The sequence below is a fragment of the Methylobacterium sp. Leaf113 genome (assembly GCF_001423325.1).
Classification (GTDB): Bacteria; Pseudomonadota; Alphaproteobacteria; order Rhizobiales; family Beijerinckiaceae; genus Methylobacterium.
In genome coordinates, this window is sequence record NZ_LMNJ01000009.1 from 1 (window position 1) to 20,955 (window position 20,955).

General features: G+C 69.2%; 15 protein-coding genes, 1 tRNA gene and 1 other RNA gene. 5 read left to right on the plus strand and 12 right to left on the minus strand.

Features of this window, described 5'->3' with window-relative positions; all coding sequences use genetic code 11:
- Positions 1-333: 333 nt before the first annotated feature.
- The 7 genes from parE to ASF60_RS07845 form a co-directional block, all read right to left on the minus strand.
- Positions 334-2,394, minus strand: coding sequence for a DNA topoisomerase IV subunit B (gene parE, locus ASF60_RS07815; protein ID WP_056183017.1), 2,061 nt, complete (start codon positions 2,392-2,394; stop codon positions 334-336).
- 254 nt (positions 2,395-2,648) lie between these two features.
- The gene (locus tag ASF60_RS07820) at positions 2,649-4,616 is read right to left on the minus strand and encodes a PhoX family protein (RefSeq protein WP_056183019.1); all 1,968 of its coding nucleotides are present in this window, start codon (positions 4,614-4,616) and stop codon (positions 2,649-2,651) included.
- 92 nt (positions 4,617-4,708) lie between these two features.
- Positions 4,709-5,827 carry an alpha/beta hydrolase family protein gene (locus ASF60_RS07825; RefSeq protein WP_244478365.1) on the minus strand — a complete coding sequence of 373 codons (1,119 nt, stop codon included), beginning with the start codon at positions 5,825-5,827 and terminating at the stop codon, positions 4,709-4,711.
- 446 nt (positions 5,828-6,273) lie between these two features.
- Positions 6,274-9,066 (minus strand): type I DNA topoisomerase, encoded by a 2,793-nt coding sequence (gene topA / locus ASF60_RS07830; RefSeq protein WP_056183023.1) that lies wholly within the window; start codon positions 9,064-9,066, stop codon positions 6,274-6,276.
- Positions 9,067-9,224: 158 nt separating this feature from the next.
- Positions 9,225-11,132 carry an AI-2E family transporter gene (locus ASF60_RS07835; RefSeq protein WP_056183026.1) on the minus strand — a complete coding sequence of 636 codons (1,908 nt, stop codon included), beginning with the start codon at positions 11,130-11,132 and terminating at the stop codon, positions 9,225-9,227.
- Positions 11,133-11,256: 124 nt separating this feature from the next.
- Positions 11,257-11,640, minus strand: a complete 384-nt coding sequence (locus ASF60_RS07840; RefSeq protein ID WP_056183028.1) for a response regulator — start codon at positions 11,638-11,640, stop codon at positions 11,257-11,259.
- Positions 11,641-11,844: 204 nt separating this feature from the next.
- On the minus strand, positions 11,845-12,072 hold the full coding sequence (locus ASF60_RS07845) for a hypothetical protein (RefSeq protein WP_056183242.1): 228 nt from the start codon (positions 12,070-12,072) through the stop codon (positions 11,845-11,847).
- A gap of 257 nt (positions 12,073-12,329) precedes the next feature.
- Between ASF60_RS07845 and ASF60_RS07850 the strand changes: the two genes are divergently transcribed.
- The 4 genes from ASF60_RS07850 (at position 12,330) to ssrA (ending at position 14,391) form a co-directional block, all read left to right on the plus strand.
- Positions 12,330-13,502 (plus strand): zinc-dependent alcohol dehydrogenase, encoded by a 1,173-nt coding sequence (locus tag ASF60_RS07850; RefSeq protein WP_056183031.1) that lies wholly within the window; start codon positions 12,330-12,332, stop codon positions 13,500-13,502.
- Positions 13,503-13,684: 182 nt separating this feature from the next.
- The gene (locus tag ASF60_RS07855) at positions 13,685-13,876 is read left to right on the plus strand and encodes a hypothetical protein (RefSeq protein WP_056183034.1); all 192 of its coding nucleotides are present in this window, start codon (positions 13,685-13,687) and stop codon (positions 13,874-13,876) included.
- On the plus strand, positions 13,857-14,207 hold the full coding sequence (locus ASF60_RS07860) for a hypothetical protein (RefSeq protein WP_200935904.1): 351 nt from the start codon (positions 13,857-13,859) through the stop codon (positions 14,205-14,207). Before ASF60_RS07855 ends, ASF60_RS07860 begins: the two co-directional genes overlap by 20 nt.
- A 56-nt stretch (positions 14,208-14,263) precedes the next feature.
- Positions 14,264-14,391: a transfer-messenger RNA gene (gene ssrA, locus ASF60_RS26145) on the plus strand.
- A gap of 372 nt (positions 14,392-14,763) precedes the next feature.
- Here the strand turns inward: ssrA and ASF60_RS07865 are convergent.
- Positions 14,764-15,447 carry a hypothetical protein gene (locus tag ASF60_RS07865; RefSeq protein ID WP_056183038.1) on the minus strand — a complete coding sequence of 228 codons (684 nt, stop codon included), beginning with the start codon at positions 15,445-15,447 and terminating at the stop codon, positions 14,764-14,766.
- A gap of 80 nt (positions 15,448-15,527) precedes the next feature.
- Positions 15,528-15,914 (minus strand): hypothetical protein, encoded by a 387-nt coding sequence (locus ASF60_RS07870; protein ID WP_056183249.1) that lies wholly within the window; start codon positions 15,912-15,914, stop codon positions 15,528-15,530.
- 468 nt (positions 15,915-16,382) lie between these two features.
- Here ASF60_RS07870 and ASF60_RS07875 point away from each other — a divergent pair.
- Positions 16,383-16,459, plus strand: a tRNA-Arg gene (locus ASF60_RS07875).
- 462 nt (positions 16,460-16,921) lie between these two features.
- On the opposite strand, the gene ASF60_RS07880 is transcribed toward ASF60_RS07875, so the two are convergent.
- From ASF60_RS07880 to ASF60_RS07890, 3 genes are all read right to left on the minus strand, one after another.
- Positions 16,922-17,176: a hypothetical protein gene (locus ASF60_RS07880; protein WP_056183041.1), complete on the minus strand. Its 255-nt coding sequence runs from the start codon at positions 17,174-17,176 to the stop codon at positions 16,922-16,924.
- A gap of 163 nt (positions 17,177-17,339) precedes the next feature.
- Positions 17,340-17,705: a hypothetical protein gene (locus ASF60_RS07885; protein ID WP_056183045.1), complete on the minus strand. Its 366-nt coding sequence runs from the start codon at positions 17,703-17,705 to the stop codon at positions 17,340-17,342.
- Positions 17,706-17,803: 98 nt separating this feature from the next.
- On the minus strand, positions 17,804-20,950 hold the full coding sequence (locus tag ASF60_RS07890) for an efflux RND transporter permease subunit (RefSeq protein ID WP_056183048.1): 3,147 nt from the start codon (positions 20,948-20,950) through the stop codon (positions 17,804-17,806).
- Positions 20,951-20,955: the final 5 nt, after the last annotated feature.

The window sequence follows — 20,955 nt, forward strand, 5'->3', positions numbered from 1 at the left end:
AACAACAACCGCAACGCCGGCGTCTACGCCTACGACACCAACAACGTCCTCTACCGCCAGCCCGGCTTCTCCAACCGCAACAGCGGCACCGAGTTCGCCGTCGTCCGCGCCGGCCTGAACTACAAGTTCGGCTCGTACTAGGACCCGATCCGGCGGCATCTCGCGCGACCCATTCGGGTCGCGCGAGACTTCCTCCAACAAGAAAGCCCGGCCTCGCGGCCGGGCTTTCTTGCGTCTAGCCTCTTCTTCCGTCTGAACCCCAGCGAACGAAGGCGCCGACCGATCACCGGCCGCGCCCCTCCGGAGGTCCGGACGGGCGGGCACAATCCATCCTCAGATGTCGAGTTCCGCCCCGTCGGCGAAGGCGGCACGTTCGGAAATGAAGGTGAAGCGGGCCTCGGGCTTGTTGCCCATCAGGCGCTCGACCGCATCGCCGGTGGAATCGCGCGCCTCGTCCAGGACCTCGACCCGCAGCAGCGTACGCTTCTTCGGGTCCATGGTGGTCTCCTTCAGCTGCGCCGGCATCATCTCGCCGAGGCCCTTGAAGCGGCCGATCTCGACCTTGCCGTTCTTGAACACCGTCTTGATCAGCTGGACCTTGTGATCGTCGTCGCGGGCATAGGCGGTCTTGGCGCCCTGGCTGATCCGGTAGAGCGGCGGGATCGCCAGGTAGAGGTGTCCGCGATCGATGAGCTTGGGCATCTGCCGGTAGAAGAACGTGATCAGCAGCGAGGCGATGTGGGCGCCGTCGACGTCGGCGTCCGTCATGATGATCACCTTCTCGTAGCGAAGGTCTTCCGAGCGGTAGCCGGTGCCGGTGCCGCAGCCGAGCGCCTGGGTCAGGTCGGAAATCAGCTGGTTGGCGCCGAGTTTGTCGCGGCTGGCCGAGGCCACGTTCAGGATCTTGCCGCGTAAGGGCAGGATCGCCTGGGTGGCGCGGTCGCGCGCCTGCTTGGCCGAACCGCCGGCCGAGTCACCCTCGACGATGAAGATCTCCGAGCCGGCCATGCCGGCCTTGGAGCAGTCGGCGAGCTTGCCCGGCAGCCGCAGCTTGCGGGTGGCGGACTTGCGCGCAACCTCCTTCTCCTGCCGCCGGCGCAGGCGCTCCTCCGCCCGGTCGATCACCCAGTCGAGGAGCTTGTTGGCCTGGGCCGGGGAGGCGGCGAGCCAATGGTCGAAGGCGTCGCGGATCGCGGTCTCGACGATGCGCGAGGCCTCGACGGTGGCGAGCTTGTCCTTGGTCTGGCCCTGGAACTCGGGTTCGCGGATGAACACCGAGAGCATCGAGGCGCAGGTCGCCATCACGTCGTCGGTGGTCACCGCAGTCATGCGCTTGGCCTGGCCGACGCGCTCGGCATGCTCGCGCAGGGCCCGCAGCAGGGCGACGCGCAGGCCGCTCTCGTGGGTGCCGCCCTCGGCGGTCGGAATGGTGTTGCAGTAGGAGGCCGAGACACCGTCGTCGGTGACCATCCAGGCGACGGCCCATTCGAGGGAGCCGTGCCCGCCCGGCTTGGTGATCTTGCCCGAGAAGATCGCGTCGGTGACGAGTTCCTTGCCCTCCAGATCGCGGGCGAGATAGTCGCGCAAGCCCCCGGGGAAGCGGTGCACGGTCTCGGCCGGCACGTCGTCCAGGCCCTCCAGCAGGGCAGGAGCGCAGCGCCAGCGGATCTCGACTCCGCCGAACAGGTAGGCCTTGGAGCGCGCCATCTTGAAGAGGCGGCGCGGGTCGAACTTGAGAGCGCCGAAGATCTCGGCGTCGGGATGGAAGCGGACCCGCGTCCCGCGCCGATTCTGCACCCGGCCGACGGTTTCCAGCGGCCCCTGCACATGTCCGCGCGAAAAGGTCTGGCGATAGAGGGTCTGGCTGCGGGCGACCTCGACCTCGAGTTCGTCCGAGAGGGCGTTGACCACCGAGATGCCGACGCCGTGCAGACCTCCGGATGTCTCGTAGACCTTCGAGTCGAACTTACCGCCCGCGTGCAGGATGGTCATGATGACCTCCAGGGCGGACTTGGTGGGGTATTTCGGATGCGGATCGACCGGGATGCCGCGGCCGTTATCGGTGACCACGAGGTGGCCGCTCTCCTCCAGCTCCACCTCGATGAAGCTGGCATGGCCCGCCACCGCCTCGTCCATCGAATTGTCGATCACCTCGGCGAAGAGGTGGTGCAGGGCGCGCTCGTCGGTGCCGCCGATATACATGCCGGGGCGGCGGCGCACCGGCTCCAGCCCCTCCAGCACCTCGATGTCGGAGGCGTCGTAGCCGGCTTCCGCCGAGACGGGCGGAAGCGGCGCCACGGCGTCGAGCTTGCGTCGCTCGGCGGGTTTCGAGGCAGGGGGCTTCGGCACGGGAGGCTTGCCGCCGGCGAAGAGATCGCGTGCGGGGTCGCTCACCGGAGCGCCTCGCGCCGGGGATGGTGCGGCCGCGGGCTTCGCGGACCGGATCGCAGAGGGAGACCGTGCAGCATTCGCCTTCATCCTCTCACCATACCGGAACAAACCGGAAACAGAAAGGGGTTCCCGTCTCGCAGGGGCTGGGGCTCGGAGCCTCCGCCGCACGAAACGTACCACCCCATGACATGGTATGGGGGTGGTTAAGAAGGCCTCACCGTGGCGGAGCCGCCTTACGGGCGGGACAGCCCGATCTTTCAGGTCCCGACGCGGCCACCGCCCCGCTTCGTGATCGCCACCACGGCGGGGCGCGGCGGCATCGCCGGGTCGAAGTCGGGCCAGCGGGTGGCGGGCGCCTCGAAGGTGGCGGGCACCGCCTTCGGGTCCTCCTCGTCGGCCTCGCCGGGATGCTGCACGGCCACGAAGAAGGTGGTGTCGTCGGGGGTGAAATAGGGGCCGCACATCTCGGCGCCGTTGGGCACGCGGAAGAAGTGCTTGCCCGTGCCGCGGCCCGCCCCTTCGGTCTCCATCGCCCAGATGCCGTCGTTGCGGCCGGTGCGCGAGGGGGCATTGCCGTCGGTGGCGACCCAGAGCCGGCCGAGCCCGTCGACGGCGCAATTGTCCGGCATGCCGAACCAGCCGTTCGTCGTGGTGGCGGACGAGAAGGTGGCGCCCACCGCAGCGATACCGGGGTCGCCGCAGCGGACCAGGATTTCCCAGGTGAAGCCCGTGGCGGCGTGGTCGCCGTCGTCGGGGGTGAGTTCGACGATGTGGCCGAAACGGTTATCGGCGCGGGGATTGGCGGCGTCCGTCTGGTCGGCCTTGCGCTTCCCGTTGTTGGTCAGCATCACGTAGACCTTGCCGGTCTTGGCGCTGGCCTCGACATCCTCGGGCCGGTCCATCTTGGTGGCCCCGAGCCGGTCGGCGGCGAGCCGGGCGCCGATCACCACGTCGGCTTGGGAGGCAAAGCCGTTCTCGGGCGTCAGCGGCCCTTCGCCGAACACCAGCGGCATCCAGGTGCCGCGCCCGTCGGCCTCGAAGCGGGCAACGTGGAGCGTGCCCGCATCGAGGAGATCGCGGTCGCCGCTGTCGGCCCGCCCGGCGGTGACGAACTTGTAGACGTAGTCGAAGCGCTCGTCGTCGCCCTGGTAGATGACGTAGCGGCCGTCCCGGGCGACGATGCCGGCGGCGCCCTCGTGCTTGAAGCGGCCGAGCGCCGTACGCTTCTTCGGGGTCGATTGGGGATCGAATGGGTCGATCTCCACCACCCAGCCGAAGCGGTTGGGCTCGTTGGGCGCGCGCGAGACGTCGAAGCGCTCGTGGAATCGGCCCCACGCATAGGCGCCGGCCGGCAGGTTGAAACGCTTGTGGTTGGGGGCCTCGGGCGAGGCCTCCGGCAGCGTGCCGGAGAAGTAGTAGTTGATGTTCTCCTCGCAGGTCAGCCAGGTGCCCCAGGGCGTCGTGCCGCCGGCGCAGTTGTTGATCATGCCGAGAACCGCCCGCCCGCCGGGGTCGGCCGCCGTCTTCATCCGCTCCGTGCCGGCGGCGGGGCCGGTCAGCATCATCGGAGTCTGCGCCGTGATGCGGCGGGCGTAGGGCGAATCCGGCACCACCGCCCACCGGCCATCGGTGCGGCGGATCTCGATGACCGAGCCGCCATGGGCCGCCATCTCGATGTCGACGAGGTCCCGGGTCATGCCCTTGAACGCGGCCGCCCGAGTGTCCTGGCGCCCCAGGCCGGGGAACATCAGTTCCTCGTTGGTGTATTCGTGGTTGACCACGAGGAGGCCGTGCGCCGCCGGGTCGGCCGCCCCCGGCATCGGAAAGTAGCCGACGAAGTCGTTGTTGTAGCCGAACTGCTGGGCCTGGGCCGCCGCCGATTGCTGGTGCGGGTCGAAGGTCGGCGCACCGGGCAGCACCGGGTCACCCCAGCGGATCAGGATGTCGGCATCGTGCCCGGCGGCGACGTGATGGTGCGCGTCCGACCCGGCCTCGATTTCTTCGAACGGAAAGCGCGCGCTGGCCGCCTGGGCCGCACCGGCGGCCAGTGCACGCGGCGTCACCACCGCCGCGATGGCGCCGACGCCGAGCAGCCCGCGCAGGAGGTCGCGCCGGTCGAAGCGCGCCGCCACCACGTCGCCGAAGGTCGGGTTGGCGCTGGCGTTGGAGCCGCGATCCTCGGCGGCCTCGGCGGCCTGCGAGCGGGTTCGCGTCGGTTCGGTCATGGGGCGGTCCGTAGAGGCTGGCGGCAACCTCGCCCGTTAACCCGATCGCATGGCACAGGTGTGACGGCCCGGATCGTGACGGGCGTCCGGGTTCATGGATCGACCACATAGGCGTCGTCGACGGCATGGAGCCGGCAGATCGTGCCGGTGGCACGCGCACAATTCGCGAGGGCGCCGTCGCGCGCCTCAAGAGCCGAAACGCGTCCGGTGCGCCAGCCATATCCGCCCGTGGCGGACACGGCAAAGGCCCTGCTGCCGGGGCTGTCGAGATAAGTCCCGAAAGCGGCCTGCCCGGCAGCGCCGAGGGATTTCGGAGGCTTCAGCGACGAGGGTGTCGAAGGACGGACCGCCGGAAGATGAAGACCCTGCCGGACTAGGAACGCCTCGACGATGGGCATCCAGATGTCCCGACCGTTCGGAGCCGAGAACAGGGCGTGACCATCTGACCCGAAGGCCGGAGCGGCGACGAAGCTGACCTGCCCGCCAGAGTCCTGAAAGGCCGCACGGAACCGCCGCGCCAGAGCCGGCCCGAAATAGCGGTCGTTCTCGGTATAGATCCACAGCATCGGTACGTGAGACCGTCGTCCGAAGGTCCCGAAGGCGCGAACCAGCGCGTCCTCGTCACAGACCGAGTCGGGTGGGCGCGAGCCGCGGCCGCCGGCGAAGCTGATCGCTGCCACGAGACCGGAGGGTGGATCGGCCGTGAGCGCCACGGTGGCGAAGCCTCCGGCCGATTGCCCCACCGCGACGATCCTGGTGATATCGACATCATCGCGGCGGGTCATGAACGCGATCGCCGTCCGGATATCGGCCGCGCCCGCCCGAGCCGATCGGGCGTAATCGGCCTTCTCGCAGGGCCCGGAGCCTTCTGCCCAGGGTCCGACCGAGGTGCCGTAACCCCGACGCAGGACACTCACGGCGACGAAGCCGCGCCGGGCGAACGCCACCAGTTGCGGCATCATCCCGCGCGCGCTCATGCCGGGGCGGTCGCGCGCCTCACGGGGTGATCCGTGGCTGAGGATGACGAGAGGATGCCGGCCGCCGCCGAGCGGGAGCACCATGACGGCCTCGAGGCTGCCGCCCTCCTGCGCCGCAATCGGTATCCGTAGATCGACGCCGGCATAGTCCGCGGCCCGAAGCGGCACGCCTGCAACCCAAAGCGCGGCGAGTCCCCCAAGACCCACCAACCGGAACATCACCCAAACGTGCATGGGGCATTCCGCCGTCGATCGGAGGACAGGATGGCTGGACGAAGGGCTTTGGCCCAAGCTCGGGCAGCCTGGCCTCACCCCGTCCGGAACGCAACCGTTCCGGGTCTTCCGTCCTCCACCGAACGTGTCCCTGCGACGGGGGCGGTCCGTGAAGGCGCCCGGCGACCGTCGCCGACCATCAAACTCACCCGGCAGAGCGATGACGCGCGTGGATCGCCCCGGAAGCGGCAGGGCGCGCGGGCGGCACGCCAGGACGGCTCTGCGTGCGGATCGGCGCCGCCATCGACCTCCACGACCGCCAGCCCCCGACGGGTACGGCCCGGAATCAGCCAGGAACCGAAGCGGACCGTTGCCGTTCGGGAGAGCGCCCCGGCCCGCGACCGAGAGGTTTGTCAGGAAACCTCAGCGGTCGCGGGGTGGGACGCAGCCGATGCCAGAGCGGGCGCTCACGCCTTCTTGCGGGCCGCCGCCGTGGGCGTGTCGGCGGCGCTTTTCGCTGGCTTTTTGGCCGCAACCGCCTTCGCCGTCGACTTCGCGGCCGGTTCATCGCCGTCCGCCGCCTTCTTCGCCGGCGCCTTCTCGGCGGCCGCTTTCTTGGCCGGCGCCTTCTTGGCCGCAGCCTTCTTTGCCGGCGCCTTCTTGGCCGGCGCCTTCGCACCCGCAGCCTTGCGCGCCGGAGCCTTCTTCTTGCCCCCGCCGGCGGCTTCCCGCGCGGCGATCAGCTCCAGCGCCTGGGCGAGCCCGATCTCCTCGGCCGCTAGGGTCTTGGGCAGCGTCGCGTTGGTGCTGCCGTCGGTGACGTAGGGGCCGTACTTGCCCGACTTGACCACGATCGGCTTGCCGGTCTCCGGGTGCTCGCCGAGCGCGCGACCGGGATCGGAGGCCGGACCGCGCCGGCCGCCGCCCTGCTCCTTGGCCACGATGAGGTCGATGGCCCGGTTGGCGCCGATCTCCAGCACGTCGTCGTCGCGCCCGAGATTGGCGTACATCTTGCCGTGCTGCACGTAAGGTCCGAAGCGGCCGAGATTGGCCAGGATCGGTTCGCCGGTCTCCGGGTGCCTCGCCACCTCACGGGGAAGCGACAGCAGCTTCAGGGCCATGTCCAGGTCGACCGAGGACGGGCTGGTGCCCTTCGGGATCGAGGAGCGCTTGGGCTTCGGGGCCTCCTTCTCCGTCGAGGCCTCGCCGAGCTGGACGAAGGGACCGAAGCGGCCGTCCCGCACCGTCACGGGCAGGCCGGACGCGGGATCGTTGCCGAGCACGCGGGTGCCCGGCTGGCCGCCGTTCTCCGAGGAGCCCTCACCGTCGCCCTCGACGCCGGAGGCGGCGAGCTGACGGGTGTACTTGCACTCCGGGTAGTTCGAGCAGCCCACGAAGGCGCCGAACTTGCCGAGCTTGAGGGAGAGCTGGCCCGAGCCGCAGGTCGGGCAGGTCCGTGGGTTCGAGCCGTCGGCCTTCTCGGGGAAGATGTGGGCGCCGAGCAGGTCGTTGAGGGCATCGAGCACCTCGGTGACGCGCAGTTCCTTTGTGCCCAGGATCGCGGCGGAAAAATCACGCCAGAAATCGCGCAGCACCTCGCGCCAGTCGATCTCGGCGTTGGAGACCCGGTCGAGCTGGGTTTCGAGCTCGGCGGTGAAGTCGTACTCCACGTAGCGCTTGAAGAAGCTCTCGAGGAAGCCGGTGACGAGGCGGCCCTTGTCCTCCGCCACCAGGCGCTTCTTCTCGATCCGCACGTATTCGCGGTCGCGCAGGGTCTGCAGCACGGCGGCGTAGGTCGAGGGCCGGCCGATGCCGAGCTCCTCCATGCGCTTGACGAGGCTGGCCTCGGAGTAGCGCGGCGGCGGCTCGGTGAAATGCTGGGTCGAGGCGATGCGCTCGCGCTTGAGCGGATCGCCCGCGCTCATCGGCGGCAGGCGCCGGCCGTCCTCGTCCTCCTCGTCGTCCTTGCCCTCCTGGTAGAGGGTGAGGAAGCCGTCGAACTTCACCACCTGGCCGGTGGCGCGCAGCTCCAGCTTGCGCGGGCCGACCTGGGCGACGATGTCGACCGTGGTGCGCTCCAACTCGGCCGATTCCATCTGGCTCGCCACCGTGCGGGTCCAGATCAGCTCGTAGAGCCGGGCCTGCTCGGCATCGACGGTGCGGGCCACCGTCTTCGGCAGGCGGCTCATGTCGGTGGGGCGCACGGCCTCGTGCGCCTCCTGGGCGTTCTTGGCCTTGACGCTGTATTTCCGCGGCGCACCCGGCAGATAGCGCTCGCCGTATTCCTTGCCGATCACCCGGCGCACGTCGGCGATGGCTTCGGGCGCCATGTCGACGCCGTCGGTCCGCATATAGGTGATCAGGCCGACCGTCTCGCCGTCGATCTCGACGCCCTCGTAGAGCTTCTGGGCGGCCCGCATGGTCTGGGCCGGCGCCATTCCGAGCTTGCGCGAGGCTTCCTGCTGCAGGGTCGACGTCGTGAAGGGGGGTGCGGGGTGGCGCTTGGCGGGCTTGGCCTCGACGCTGGCAACCTGGAAGGTCGCCAGTTCGAGGTCGCGCTTGAACGCCGCCGCCTCGTCGCCGGTGCCGACATCGAGGCGCTGGATGCGCTTGCCGTCGGCGCCGGTGAGCCGGGCCTCGAAGCTGGCGCCGGTCTCCGTCGTCAGGGTCGCCACCAGCGACCAGTACTCGCGGGGGCGGAAGACCTCGATCTCGCGCTCGCGCTCGCAGACGAGGCGGAGCGCCACCGATTGCACGCGGCCGGCCGAGCGGGCGCCAGGGAGCTTGCGCCACAGCACCGGCGAGAGGTTGAAGCCCACGAGGTAATCGAGCGCCCGGCGGGCCAGGTAGGCGTCGACCAGGGCCTGGTCGATCTGCCGAGGCTGGCGCATGGCGGTCTCGACCGCCGCCTTGGTGATGGCGTTGAAGGTCACCCGCTCCACCGGCATGCCCTTGAGGGCGCGCCGGGCGGTGAGCGCCTCGACCACGTGCCAGGAGATCGCTTCGCCCTCGCGATCCGGATCAGTGGCGAGAATCAGGCCGTCGGCGCCCTTGAGCGCCCTGACGATATCGGAGACGCGCTTCGATCCCCGGTCGTCGAGCTCCCACAGCATGTGGAAGTCGGCCTCGGGATCGACGGAACCGTCCTTGGCCGGAAGGTCACGGATGTGGCCGAACGAGGCGAGAACCTCGTAATCGCGACCGAGATACTTGTTGATCGTCTTGGCCTTGGCCGGCGACTCGACGACGACGACTTTCATGTGCTGGTACTAGCCTCTCGTCAGGGCCTGACCCACAGCAACGACCGTTCGCAGATTGTGCGGGGGGCGTCGCCACCCGTCCGGAGAGGGGGTCGGCGCCGGGGAGAAGTGGGTCAACCCCGGGGGGAAGTCAAATGATCGGTCCCGCCGCACCGGTCTCACCCTCGTTTGGCGAAGGTCAGGGCTGCATCGAGGGCACCGTTCAGGGTCGTCACCAGCACGTCGGCCGAGAGGGTCCGCCGCAGGCGATCGAGGGAGGCGGGATCGCGCTCGCGCCAGAAGCCGACCAGTACCCGCACGCCGGGAATCGCCCGCCGCGCCTGGCGGACGTTGAGCCGGATCTGCGACAGGCTGACGGGCTCCAGGTAGGAGAAGCACACCAGGGCGATGCCCCCGAGGTCGTCCGGCACCGCCCCGCGGCGCAGGTCCGCCATCGACATCACCTGCGCGGCGAGGCCGTGGCGGTCGAGGATCTGGCCGAGCATGGACGTCGCCGCCTCGTCGAAGGGGCCGCGGCTCGAGACGCAGAGCACGGGCCGGGCCGCCCGCCAACGCGGCGGGAGTTCGTCCGGGCGCAGCACCATGGCGGCGACCTGCCGGTCCGGCCCGATGGCCGCGAAGGCCGCCGACGTCTCCGAATTGCCCGCCGCCTTGGTGGCGGAGCCGCCCTTCCGGCCCGCCGGCACGGTCCCGAGCCGGGTGACCACCGCCCGCAGAGCGGTGCCGACCTCGTCCTGCCGGGTCCGGTCGAGGGTCCCGCGCGAAAGATCCTCCTGCGCCATCAGCAGGCCGGCCAGCACCACCTCGTCGTAGTAGGTGACGAGGGCGCGCGCCTTCAGGAACATCCGGCCCTGGTCGATCGCCTCCTCGGGATCGCCCGCCAGCATGCGCTGGTAGAAGATCTCGGGCGGCGCCAGGGCCGGCCGGTCGCCCAGGATCACGTCCAGGAACCACAGGCGCTCGATGTGCCGGCCCAGAACCACGAGGCAGACGGTGATCGGCGTGGCCAGCACCAGGCCGATCGGCCCCCACAGGAACGCCCACAGGGTGGCGGCCAGGATCACGGCGATCGGCGAGAGGCCGGTGGAATGGCCGTAGAGCAGAGGCTCGATCACGTGGCCGGCGATGGGCTCGACCACAACGAAGAGGGCTGCCGTGGCGATGACCATGCTCCAGCCGGGATCGACGGCGGCGGCCACGATCAGCGGCAGCAGGGCGCTGATCGCGGCGCCGATATAGGGCACGAAGCGCATGATCGCGGCGAGCACCCCGAACAGGATCGGGTTCGGAACCCCGATCCACCACAGCCCGACGCCGATGACGATGCCGAAGGCGATGTTGAGGATGAGCTGGGCCAGAAAGAACCGGCTGAGACGAGCCGCCGCGTCGTCGATGGCCGCCGTGGTCCGCCGCAGATCGCCCGAGCCGGCCAGGCGGATCGCGCGGTTCCGCAGATCCTCCCGCTGCAGCAGGATGAAGATCGTGAAGATCAGGATCAGGCCGGTGGTGGCGAGCGGATGCAGGATCGGCCCCACCACGGCGCCGAGGGTTCCCAGGAGCCCCGCCTTGGCGGAGGCGATCTGCACGTGAAGAGGATGGGCGAGACTGCCGGCGCTGCCCTCGGGGGTCGTGTTCTTCAGGTCCGGCTGTAGCTCGGCGCTGAGGTCCTGCACCATGTCGACCATGCGCGAGAGCGTGCCACTCCCGGCCGTCGCCTCCTTCAGGGAGGCGATCTTCTCCCGCATGGTGACCTGATAGCGGGGCAGGTCCGAGGCGAGCTGCGCCGTCTCGTTGGCGATCAGGAGGGCGACACCGAGGAGCGCCCCGAAGGCGGTGAGCACCACGACCAGTACGGCGAGCGCCCGCGGGACCCGGATGCGGCGCAGGAGCCTCACCCCCGGCACCAGGACGAAGCTGAGCAGGATCGCCAGCGTCACCGGCACGAAGATGTCGCGCCCCAGATAGAGCGCCGCCGCGATGGTGATCACGAGGAGGCAGGAGGCCAGGGTCGTGAAGACCGGCATCGCCTGCCGCAGCAGGCGGGCGGTGATGGGATCGTCGCTCATGGATGGGCCGGGTCTCGTGGGGGTGAGCGACGCTGGCGCCGACGATCGGATGTCGGGCGGGACGGGCGACGAAGGGGCGGATGAGGGTCGGGCGAAGCCTGGGACGGGACGGGAGCGGCCGCCCTCAGGGCACCGCGGGCGCCTGCGGTCCGACGGCGGCGTTGATCTGCGTCAGCAGCTTGGAGAAATCCACGGGCTTCGGGTGGTAGTCGTTGCAGCCGGCCTGAATCGCCTTGTCGCGGTCGCCCGACATGGCATGGGCGGTCAGCGCGATGATCGGGATGCCCTTGGTGTCGCTGCCGGATTTCAGCACCCGGGCCGCCGACCAGCCGTCGAGAATCGGCAGGTTCATGTCGAGGAGGATGACGTCGGGCTGTCCGGTGCGCGCCTGCTGCACGCCGGACTCGCCGTCATGGGCGAGGATCACGTCGTAGCCGCGCCGCTTCAGCCGGCGGGACAGGAAGTCCCAGATCTCCTCGTGATCTTCCACCAGCAGGATTTTCGCCATTGCCCCTGAACCCCTCGAACGTCGCCGGCATCATCACCGCGCAGCCCATCGCACGCCGGACACGCGCCCGGATACCGGTGCCCGAGCAAGACATCAGCCCGGGCCGTCGTGTGAACGCACGATGCGCCGGAACGGTCCATGGCATGCCACGCGATCGAGCGACACAGGGTCCGCGCCGTACCGGCCTGCCTCGGTGCGACGCGATCAGGGGAGGGTGGGCGCCGGCGCCGGGCGATCGAGGCTCGTCTGGGGGCGACGATCGCTCAACGGCCCCTGGGTGCCCGGCAGGAGGCCGCTGTCCTGCAGCCAGATCATCAGGATGATCGAGGCCAGCAGGGTCGCGAACGAGGTCAGGCGGCCGATGTAGCGGCGGCGGACGACCATCAGCACCAGGGTCGCGAGCAGCACGAGGGACAGGACGAGGATCAGCATGAGGCCTTCCCGGGCACGCATTCCGGCGCGAATCCGGAGGCCAACGGGACGCAGGCGCCACCCGTTCCCCCGGCCGATCCCGCATAGAAGACCGGGATATCGCAACAAGCCGCCGGAGAACCGAAAAAATCCCCGGGGAACAAGGCCGCCGGGCCGGACCTTCTCGCGAAGGGCAGCCCCTTTCAAGGCTCCCCCTCTCCCCACAACCAGCCCTGCCCACGCGCAGGAACCCGGTATCGGCCGGATGGAGATCCGCGATGAAGGCATTGTGCTGGCACGGCAAGGGCGACATCCGCTGCGATACGGTCCCGGACCCGCAGATCGAGGATGCGCGCGATGTCATCATCAAGGTGACGAGCTGCGCGATCTGCGGTTCGGACCTCCACCTGATGGACGGCCAGATGCCCACCATGGAGTCCGGCGACGTGCTCGGCCATGAGTTCATGGGCGAGGTGGTCGAGGTCGGGACCGGCTTCACCAAGTTCCGCAAGGGCGACCGCATCGTGGTGCCCTTCAACATCAATTGCGGCGCGTGCCGGCAGTGCCGGCTCGGCAACTGGTCGGTCTGCGAGCGCTCCAACCGCAATGCCCAAATGGCGGCGGCCCAGTTCGGCTACACCACCGCGGGCCTGTTCGGATACTCGCACATCACCGGCGGCTACGCGGGCGGACAGGCGGAATACGTCCGCGTGCCGATGGCCGACGTCGCCCCCATGAAGGTGCCGGACGGCATGGACGACGAGTCGGTCCTGTTCCTCACCGACATCCTGCCGACCGGCTGGCAGGCCGCCGAGCATTGCGAGATCAAGGGCGGCGAGATCATCGCGGTCTGGGGCGCCGGCCCCGTTGGTCTGTTCGCGATCCAGTCGGCCAAGATCATGGGCGCCGAGCGCATCATCGCCATCGAGACCGTGCCCGAGCGCATCGCGCTGGCCCGCCGCTACGGCGCCACCGACGTGATCGACTTCATGCAGGAGGACGTGTTCGAGCGCATCCAGGAGATCAGCAAGGGGCAGGGCGCCGACGGCGTCATCGATTGCGTCGGCATGGAGGCCACCGCCGGCCACGGCATCGCCGGGATGCTCAGCACCCTGCAGGAGAAGCTGACCTCGACCGAGCGTCCCTACGTGCTGGCGGAGGCGATCAAGGCGGTGCGGCCCTGCGGCATCGTCTCGGTGCCGGGCGTCTATGGCGGGCCGGTGCCGATCAACATGGGCTCGATCGTCCAGAAGGGCCTGACCCTGAAGAGCGGCCAGACCCACGTGAAGCGCTACCTCGAGACGCTGACGAAGCTGATCCAGGAGGGCCGGTTCGACATGACCGCGATGATCACGCACCGCTCCGCCGACCTCGCCGACGGCCCCGACCTCTACAAGACGTTCCGCGATAAGAAGGACGGCTGCGTGAAGGTGGTCTTCCACCCCAACTGAGTCGCATCGGACCGGAACCGCGGCTCGATCGTATCGATCCCGCTCTAACCCGGTGCCGGCAAAGATCGGAACCGGGTCGCACGCGAATCTCGGCGCGCGATCCGAGGACACGACAGGATATCTCCGTCGTTCTGCTCCCCTGTGCATTGCCGGTCGGCCCCGGCATCCGCTAAAGCCCAGTCATGTCAGACTTGGATTCTCTCCTCGAACGCCTCAAGGACGCTCAGAGGACGCTCATCCTCGAAGCCGCGAAGATCGCCATGCTGCCGCCCGACAGCATGCTGCGGCGCATCGCCGACCTCGAGAACACCATCGCGGCGGTCGAGGCCCTCATCGAGGAACAGGCGCATCGCCGTGGCCGCGCGGCCGAATAGGGCCGGCCCACCGCTGGAAACCCCGGACGGGCGCTACATCGTGGTGCGCGGCCGCCTCTGGCGCCGGACGCGGCCCGACCTCGACCCTGCGCGCCGAGAGGCGCTGGTGGCGGCCCTGATGGACGGGCGCCGGGCCGTGAAGACCGCCAAGGCCGCAGGGGATGGCGGTGCCCTCGCGCAGGCGCGGGCCGCCGTCGATGCCGCCAAGCACGGCCTCGGCGAGCGCGGCCCGGTCTGGTGGACCGACGGGACGCCCGACCTCAACCGGCACATGGCCCGCAACACCCCCTATGCCGACTGGTACGCCGAGGCCGTGGGTGCGGCGGGATAACGCAGCATCTGGACCCGCCGGGTGATCGCGCGTATATCGGACCTGCGGTTGATGACCGGTTCGTAATAACGTTTCAGGACCCGGAGGGCAGTACTCCGGCGCCTCCACCATAAGCCCACGAGCGCCAGCGCCGGTGGGTTTCTGATGGGGGCGAAATAGGATCGACTGGGCGGTAAAGGGATCGCGAGTTCGCTTGCACTTCGGTGCAGGACGATGCGGCTGTCGGTAAGGACTCGACCGGTTCGACGCAGGCAACCCCTGTTTCGGGCATTTGGCCAAAACTCTAAATGCCAACGATAACGTTGTCATGGATGCCCGCCTCGCGGCGTAAGCATCTTGCGGTAGGGTAACCGTCGAAACAGAACCCGGGGCTTCGGCTCCGGGACCCACCTTTTCCCGGACGTCGCGCATCGCGCGACGGGGCGTATGCCACCGGACCTGAAAAAGCCCCGACGCCGATCCGGCGCGGGGCTTTTTCTTGGGCTCGATGGTCTTGCGACCCGAGGCCGGGTCGAACGACCACCCCAGAGAGAGGGTGGCCGTCCGGATCAGCCGATCAGACCGGCGTGGTCGGGTAGGCACGCACGCGATTGCGACCCTCGACGGTGCCGCCGAGCGCATTGCCCGGAATCGCGTCCGGCGAGGTCGCAGCGGCGGCCTGCGGCGCGGTCCAGCCATCGGCGCGCCAGTTCTGCGCGCGCTCGTCCACGTCGATCGAGCCGTGCTCCTCCAGGATGTCCATCACGCGGGTGGCGTGCGCCTGATCGGCCCGGACCGTCACCAGGGTGCCGCCGCGGCGCACGCCCTCGCTGTAGGTGTGGGCATCCGTCTCGCTCAAGCCGGCCCCGGTCAAGCCGCCCGCGAGACCGCCGGCGGCCGCACCGATGCCGGCGCCGGTCAGCGTCGCCACCAGCCATCCGGCGGCCACCACCGGGCCGACGCCCGGGATCGCCAGGAGGCCGAGGCCGGTCAGGAGGCCGGCGGCCCCGCCCAGGACCGTGCCCACGGTCGCGCCCGCGCCCGCGCCGGTGCTGGCCTTCTCGGGGGTGTCCCCATGCGTATGCGGATCGAGGTCGGTGGTAGTGGTGGTAGTGCCGAGACGGCCGGCGTGGCGGTCGCCCTCGTTGTTGCTCACGATGCTGATGTCGGAATGCGAGACGCCGGCGGCCTCCAGCTTGGAGACGGCGGTGCTGGCGTCATCGTAATTGTCGTACAGGGCGGTGATGGTCTGCTGGGCCATGGGATGAATTCCTCTGGGAAAGCCGATCGGGGAGAGCCGCGCGGAGCGGGAGACGTGCTCCGGTCGCGCGGCGCGATGCGCTACTGCGCGGCGACGTTGCCCTTGAAGTCGACACCGACCTTGACGGGCTTGCCGTCCAGCATCGCCTGGCCGCGCCAGATGCCCTTGTCGTCCTTGGTCAGGCCCTTGACGTCCTTGTAGCCCGCCTCGGTGAGACGGTGATGGGTCTGGGCCTCGGTGAAGCTGTTGGCGCCTTCCTCGAGCTTGGCGTTGGCGGCGGCCTTGGTGGTGGCGGGCTTGGTCGCGTCGGGCTTGTCGGTGTTGGGCCGGGTCACGGCCTCCTGGCCGCCCGACGTGGCGCTCGACTTGGCGTCCGGAGCGGGGGTGCCGGTGACGGTGGTCTGCGCGAATGCCGGCCCCGCGCCGAGGACCGACAGAAGGGCGAGGGTGGTCAGGGAGCGTTTCACGGCATTCTCCTTGGAAGGCATCTGAGAACCGCCGATCCGGTACGGAAGTCCGAAGCGGCGAAAGTCCCTCTCAATCCCGCGAGACCGCAAAGCGTTCCCGGGCGCGCATCAAGAATAGCAGCCCGAATGGCCGACACGTTTCGATCGGAAAAAGGTTCCGTCATGATCTGACACGATACATCGGATGAAACGGCAAGCTGATCCTGCGCCGGCGAAAGTCCTTCCTGCAACAAAGATCGCTCGTGAACCCTCAAGCTCTCTGTTCGCCCGCCGGGAACACGCCTATCCGCTGCGAAGATCTGGACCCGGACGCTGCCGGAGCCCAAGCGCGAAGCGCCGCTGCCCACGCCCCGGGTCCCGAAATCCGGCCGGCGCGAAAAACTTGTCCGGCCAGGGTTGCCAGCGCAAAACGGAGCCTCTAAACACCCGCTCACACCGGGGCGGCGCCTACCAGCCACCCGGTCGCAGGCGCCCGTAGCTCAGCTGGATAGAGCACCAGACTACGAATCTGGGGGTCAGAGGTTCGAATCCTTTCGGGCGCGCCATTTACCTTATCCAATACATCTCACAGTCGTAACGATCTGGCTGGGTCGCTGGTGCGCGTAGGCGCTCCACCGCCGCGTCGGGCGTTGACGTCAATCCGGTGCGGATCGTGGGAGCCGAGATCGCGAAGTTTCGGTTGCTGGCGACAGATCGGCAGGACCGTCCGGTACAGACCCGGGTGATGCGGTCGGGCAGGGGCGCAGGCCTGCGGCGGCGCGGAACCAGGCCTGATATTCGGTATGACCCGATATCGAACATGCTCCACCGTCCTGCCGGCGGGCTCGGACGGATGACGCCCGGGATCGCGTCGGGACGGCGTATCGCCGGTCCATCTCTCACATATTCAGGCGCGTCCTCGCGAGGGCGGGTGGCCGGCGCGGATGACCGCGCCGGCGAAGGCTTTTGCCTGCCAGATCCGACCTGAGTCCCTAGGCCTGGGTCTGCGGGCAGGGCGGGGGCTGGTTTCAGTGGCTGTGCTTGCTCGCCGGCGCAGTGTCCTTGGGATGGTGGTGATGCCCCTCCTTGGCCGCGGGCGCCTCGGCCGACGTCTTCATGGCGTCCGGGGCGGTGGGCCTATGCCCCGGTCCGCCCGCGGTGCCGCCGCGGTTCGGCGTCGGCTGGGTCTGCTGCTCGGCATTCGCGTTGCCCTGGTCGTCGGCCAGAGCCGGGGAGGCGGCGGCGAGAGCGACCAGCAGCGGGAGCACGGTGGTGAACTTCATGAGGTGACTGCCTTGGTTGTTCGCGTTGGCGTGATCAGGGCCGTCTCGGCCGCCTGACCGGTGGTTCGCAAACGGGAGACGCGCCTGCGCGCGGGTCCCTCTGCATCCCTGTGCGGGATCGTCCGGCGCCGTCCGACCGCGCGTGCGGCGGAGGCGCGAAGCCTCAATGCAATTTGCCGTTGGCGGTCGCGCCGTCGGGTCCGGTGAGCTGGACCGCGCCCTTCGGCCGCTCCCCGAGCGCCATCGGCGCCGTGCCGGAGAGACGATTGCCCTCGGCCGGCGCGAGGGGGATGCGGGTGGCCTTGCCGCCGAGGACGAGGATCGCCGCGCCCTTGAAGCCGCCCGCCGACACCGGTTCCTGCTTGGCGTTCGTGACGAAGAGGTCGACGGTCTCGCCCTTGGCGACCAGTTCGACGTGATACGCGCCGACATCCGTCGTCCGGCCGCCATGCTGGCCGGCCGCCTCGTGCGCGTCGGCCGCCACGGCCGTCAGCAGGCCGGCGAGCAGGGTCATCATCCATCGCATCATCGGTTCTTTCCTCGTCGGGTGGCCGTGTCAGATGGCCGTCTCGGGTAGCTTGGTCGGGGGGGGGTGGCTTGGTCGGGTGGCTTGGTCGGGTGGCTGGATCAGAACGCCTCGACCTGTCGGGGCTTGGCGCCCTCCGGAAGAGGGGCCTCGGCGGCTTCGGCCTGGGCCGCCCGCAGGCGCTCCAACGGCGCCCGCCCGAAGCGCAGGAACAGGACCGGCGTCAGCACCGTGTCGAGGAGGGTCGCGCTGATCAGGCCGCCGAAGATGGTCACCGCGACCGGGTGCAGGATCTCCTTGCCCGGGGTCGCGGCGTCGTAGAGCAGCGGCACCAGGGCCACGCCGGCCGACAGGGCGGTCATCAGCACCGGCGTCAGGCGCTCCAGGCTGCCCCGCACCACGAGGTCGCGCCCGAACGGCATGCCCTCGTGCAGCGACAGGTTCAGGTAGTGGCTGATCTTCAGGATGCCGTTGCGGGCGCTGATGCCCGTCAGGGTGATGAACCCGATCATCGACGCCACCGAGAGCGGCTGCCCCACCAGCCACAGCGCGAGCACGCTGCCGATGAGGGCGAGCGGCACGTTGCCCATGATGATCAGCGCCAGCACGGCCGAACGGTAGCGGCTGTAGAGGATGGCGAAGACCAGGGCGAGGGACAGGGTGGACAGGGCCGCGATGGTCCGGCTCGCCTCCTCCTGCGCCTGGAAGGTCCCCTCGAGCTTGGCGAAGAATCCCGGGGGAAGCTTGGCCTCGGCCACCTGCTCGCGAATGGCCGCCACGATGGTGCCCATGTCGCTGTCCCCGTTGGTGTTGGCCTGCACCACGACACGGCGCCGGCTGTTCTCCCGCAGGATCTGGTTGGGGCCGTCCGTCTCCCGGATGTCGGCGATCTGGCGCGCCGGCACCCAGCCGGACGGCGTCTCGATCAGGAGGTCCTTGAGCCCTTGCGTCGTGCGCTGCCCTTCGGGCAGGCGCAGGAGCACGTCGAAGCGCTTGTAGCCGTCGGCTACGGTCGAGACGACGCGCCCGTTGGAGAGGCGGCTGAGCTGGTCCACCACGGCCGAGGGCTGGACCCCGTAGAGGGCGGCCCGGGTGTAGTCGACCCGGATCTCCAGCTGCGGAATGCGAACCTGCTTCTCCACCTGAAGGTCGACGAGCCCGGGAATCCTGGCCATGCGTTCGCGCAGATCGTTGGCCACGCTGCGCAGGGCATCGAGATCCTCGCCGAAGATCTTCAGGGCCAGCTCGGCCCGCACGCCGGAGAGCATGTGGTCGAGGCGGTGCGAGATCGGCTGCCCGACATTGATCGACACGGGAAGCTGGGCCAGGCGCTGGCGGATGTCGGCGATCACCGCATCCTTGGAGCGACCGCCCCCCTTCAGCTCCACCTCGATCTCGGAGGAATGGACGCCCTCGGCATGCTCGTCGAGTTCGGCCCGGCCGGTGCGGCGGCCGACCGCGCGGACCTCGGGGATATCCAGGAGCAGGCGTTCGGCGATCAGGCCGACGCGGTTGCTCTCGGACAGCGAGATCCCCGGGTTGAACGTCGTGTTGACGGTGAACGAGCCCTCGTTGAAGGGCGGCAGGAAGGCGCGCGGCAGGTTCCAGGCGACGATGCCGGCCACCGTGACGGAGACCGCCACCGTGGCGACCAGCACGCCCTGGTGCCGGAAGGCGACGTCGAGCAGGCGGGCATTGCCGCGCTTGAGCCACCGCAGCAGGGCGCTGTCGTGCTCCGTCAGGCTCTTGAGGCCCGGCAGCAGGTAATAGGCCAGCACCGGCGTCAGGGTCAGCGACACCACGAGGCTCGCCAGGATCGAGATGATGTAGGCCTGGCCCAGGGGCGCGAACAGCCGGCCCTCGATGCCCGACAGGGCGAACAGCGGCACGAACACGAGCACGATGATCATCGTCGCGTAGACGATGCCGGAGCGCACCTCCGAGGACGCCGCCACCACCACGTCGAAGGTCGAGCGCGGCGAGCCGGCCGCCCGGTTCTCGCCGAGCCTGCGGAAGATGTTCTCGACGTCGACCACCGCGTCGTCGACGAGTTCGCCGATGGCGATGGCGAGCCCGCCGAGGGTCATCGTGTTGATCGACAGGCCGGCGAGGTGGAAGGCCACCGCCGTCGCCAGGATCGAAACCGGGATGGCGGTGAGCGAGATGGCCGTGGTGCGCACGTTGAGCAGGAACGCGAACAGCACGATGGCCACCACCACGATGGCCTCGACGAGCACGCGCTCGACATTGGCGATCGAGGCCTCGATGAAGTTCGCCTGACGGAACAGGATCTGGTCGGCCTTGATGCCGTTCGGCAGGGTTGCGGTGATCTCCTTCAGGGCGGACTCGATCTCGCGCGTCAGCTTGACCGTGTCGACGTCGGGCTGCTTCTCGACGGAGACGATGACGCCGGGCTTGCCCATGTAGCCGGCATCGCCGCGCTTCACCTTCGCCGCGAAGGAGACGTCGGCCACCTGGCGCAGGTAGACCGGGGTATCGCCGACATTGGCGACCACGACGCTGCGCAGGTCGTCGAGGCTCATGGTCCGGCCGATGTTCCGGATCAGGAATTCGCGGGCGTACTGATCGGTGAAGCCGCCGCCCGCATTGGTGCCGAACTGCGCCAGGGACGACTCGAGCTGGGCATTGGTCACGCCGAGCGCCCGCATCACCGCCACGTTCGGACTGACCCGGAACTGGCGCACCTCCCCGCCGATGGGAATGACCTGGGCCACGCCCGGGATGGTGAGGAGCCGGGGACGCAGGATGAAGTCGGCGACTTCGCGCATCTCCATGGGGGTGGCCGTCTCGCTGGTGACGCCCACCAGCAGGATCTGCCCCATGATGGAGGAGATCGGCCCCATCTGCGGGGTCACGTTCGGCGGCAGCTGATCACGCACCAGGGTGAGGCGTTCGGCGAGCTGCTGCCGGTTGCGGTAGATGTCGGTGCCCCAGTCGAATTCGACGTAGACGATCGAGAGACCGACGCCGGAAACCGAGCGCACCCGGCTGACGCCGGGCAGGCCGTTCATCCGGGTCTCGATCGGATAGGTGACGAGCTGCTCGACCTCCGGCGGGGCGAACCCCTCGGCCTCGGTCATGATCGTGACCGTCGGTTTGTTCAGGTCGGGAAACACGTCCACCGGCAGCCGCGTCGCCGTGAAGGCCCCGTACAGGATCAGGACGGCGGCGACCGCGAGGACGAGGAGGCGATTGCGCAGGGACTGCGTGACGAGAAAGTTGAACATGGCCT

What these genes read in the sequence shown, in the direction of transcription:
- ASF60_RS07820 (WP_056183019.1), bottom strand. Translation starts at nt 4,616, where the DNA reads ATGACCGAACCGACGCGAACCCGCTCGCAGGCCGCCGAGGCCGCCGAG.
- ASF60_RS07825 (WP_244478365.1), bottom strand. Translation starts at nt 5,827, where the DNA reads ATGCACGTTTGGGTGATGTTCCGGTTGGTGGGTCTTGGGGGACTCGCC.
- topA (WP_056183023.1), bottom strand. Translation starts at nt 9,066, where the DNA reads ATGAAAGTCGTCGTCGTCGAGTCGCCGGCCAAGGCCAAGACGATCAAC.
- ASF60_RS07835 (WP_056183026.1), bottom strand. Translation starts at nt 11,132, where the DNA reads ATGAGCGACGATCCCATCACCGCCCGCCTGCTGCGGCAGGCGATGCCG.
- ASF60_RS07840 (WP_056183028.1), bottom strand. Translation starts at nt 11,640, where the DNA reads ATGGCGAAAATCCTGCTGGTGGAAGATCACGAGGAGATCTGGGACTTC.
- ASF60_RS07845 (WP_056183242.1), bottom strand. Translation starts at nt 12,072, where the DNA reads ATGCTGATCCTCGTCCTGTCCCTCGTGCTGCTCGCGACCCTGGTGCTG.
- ASF60_RS07850 (WP_056183031.1), top strand. Translation starts at nt 12,330, where the DNA reads ATGAAGGCATTGTGCTGGCACGGCAAGGGCGACATCCGCTGCGATACG.
- ASF60_RS07855 (WP_056183034.1), top strand. Translation starts at nt 13,685, where the DNA reads ATGTCAGACTTGGATTCTCTCCTCGAACGCCTCAAGGACGCTCAGAGG.
- ASF60_RS07865 (WP_056183038.1), bottom strand. Translation starts at nt 15,447, where the DNA reads ATGGCCCAGCAGACCATCACCGCCCTGTACGACAATTACGATGACGCC.
- ASF60_RS07880 (WP_056183041.1), bottom strand. Translation starts at nt 17,176, where the DNA reads ATGAAGTTCACCACCGTGCTCCCGCTGCTGGTCGCTCTCGCCGCCGCC.
- ASF60_RS07885 (WP_056183045.1), bottom strand. Translation starts at nt 17,705, where the DNA reads ATGATGCGATGGATGATGACCCTGCTCGCCGGCCTGCTGACGGCCGTG.
- ASF60_RS07890 (WP_056183048.1), bottom strand. Translation starts at nt 20,950, where the DNA reads ATGTTCAACTTTCTCGTCACGCAGTCCCTGCGCAATCGCCTCCTCGTC.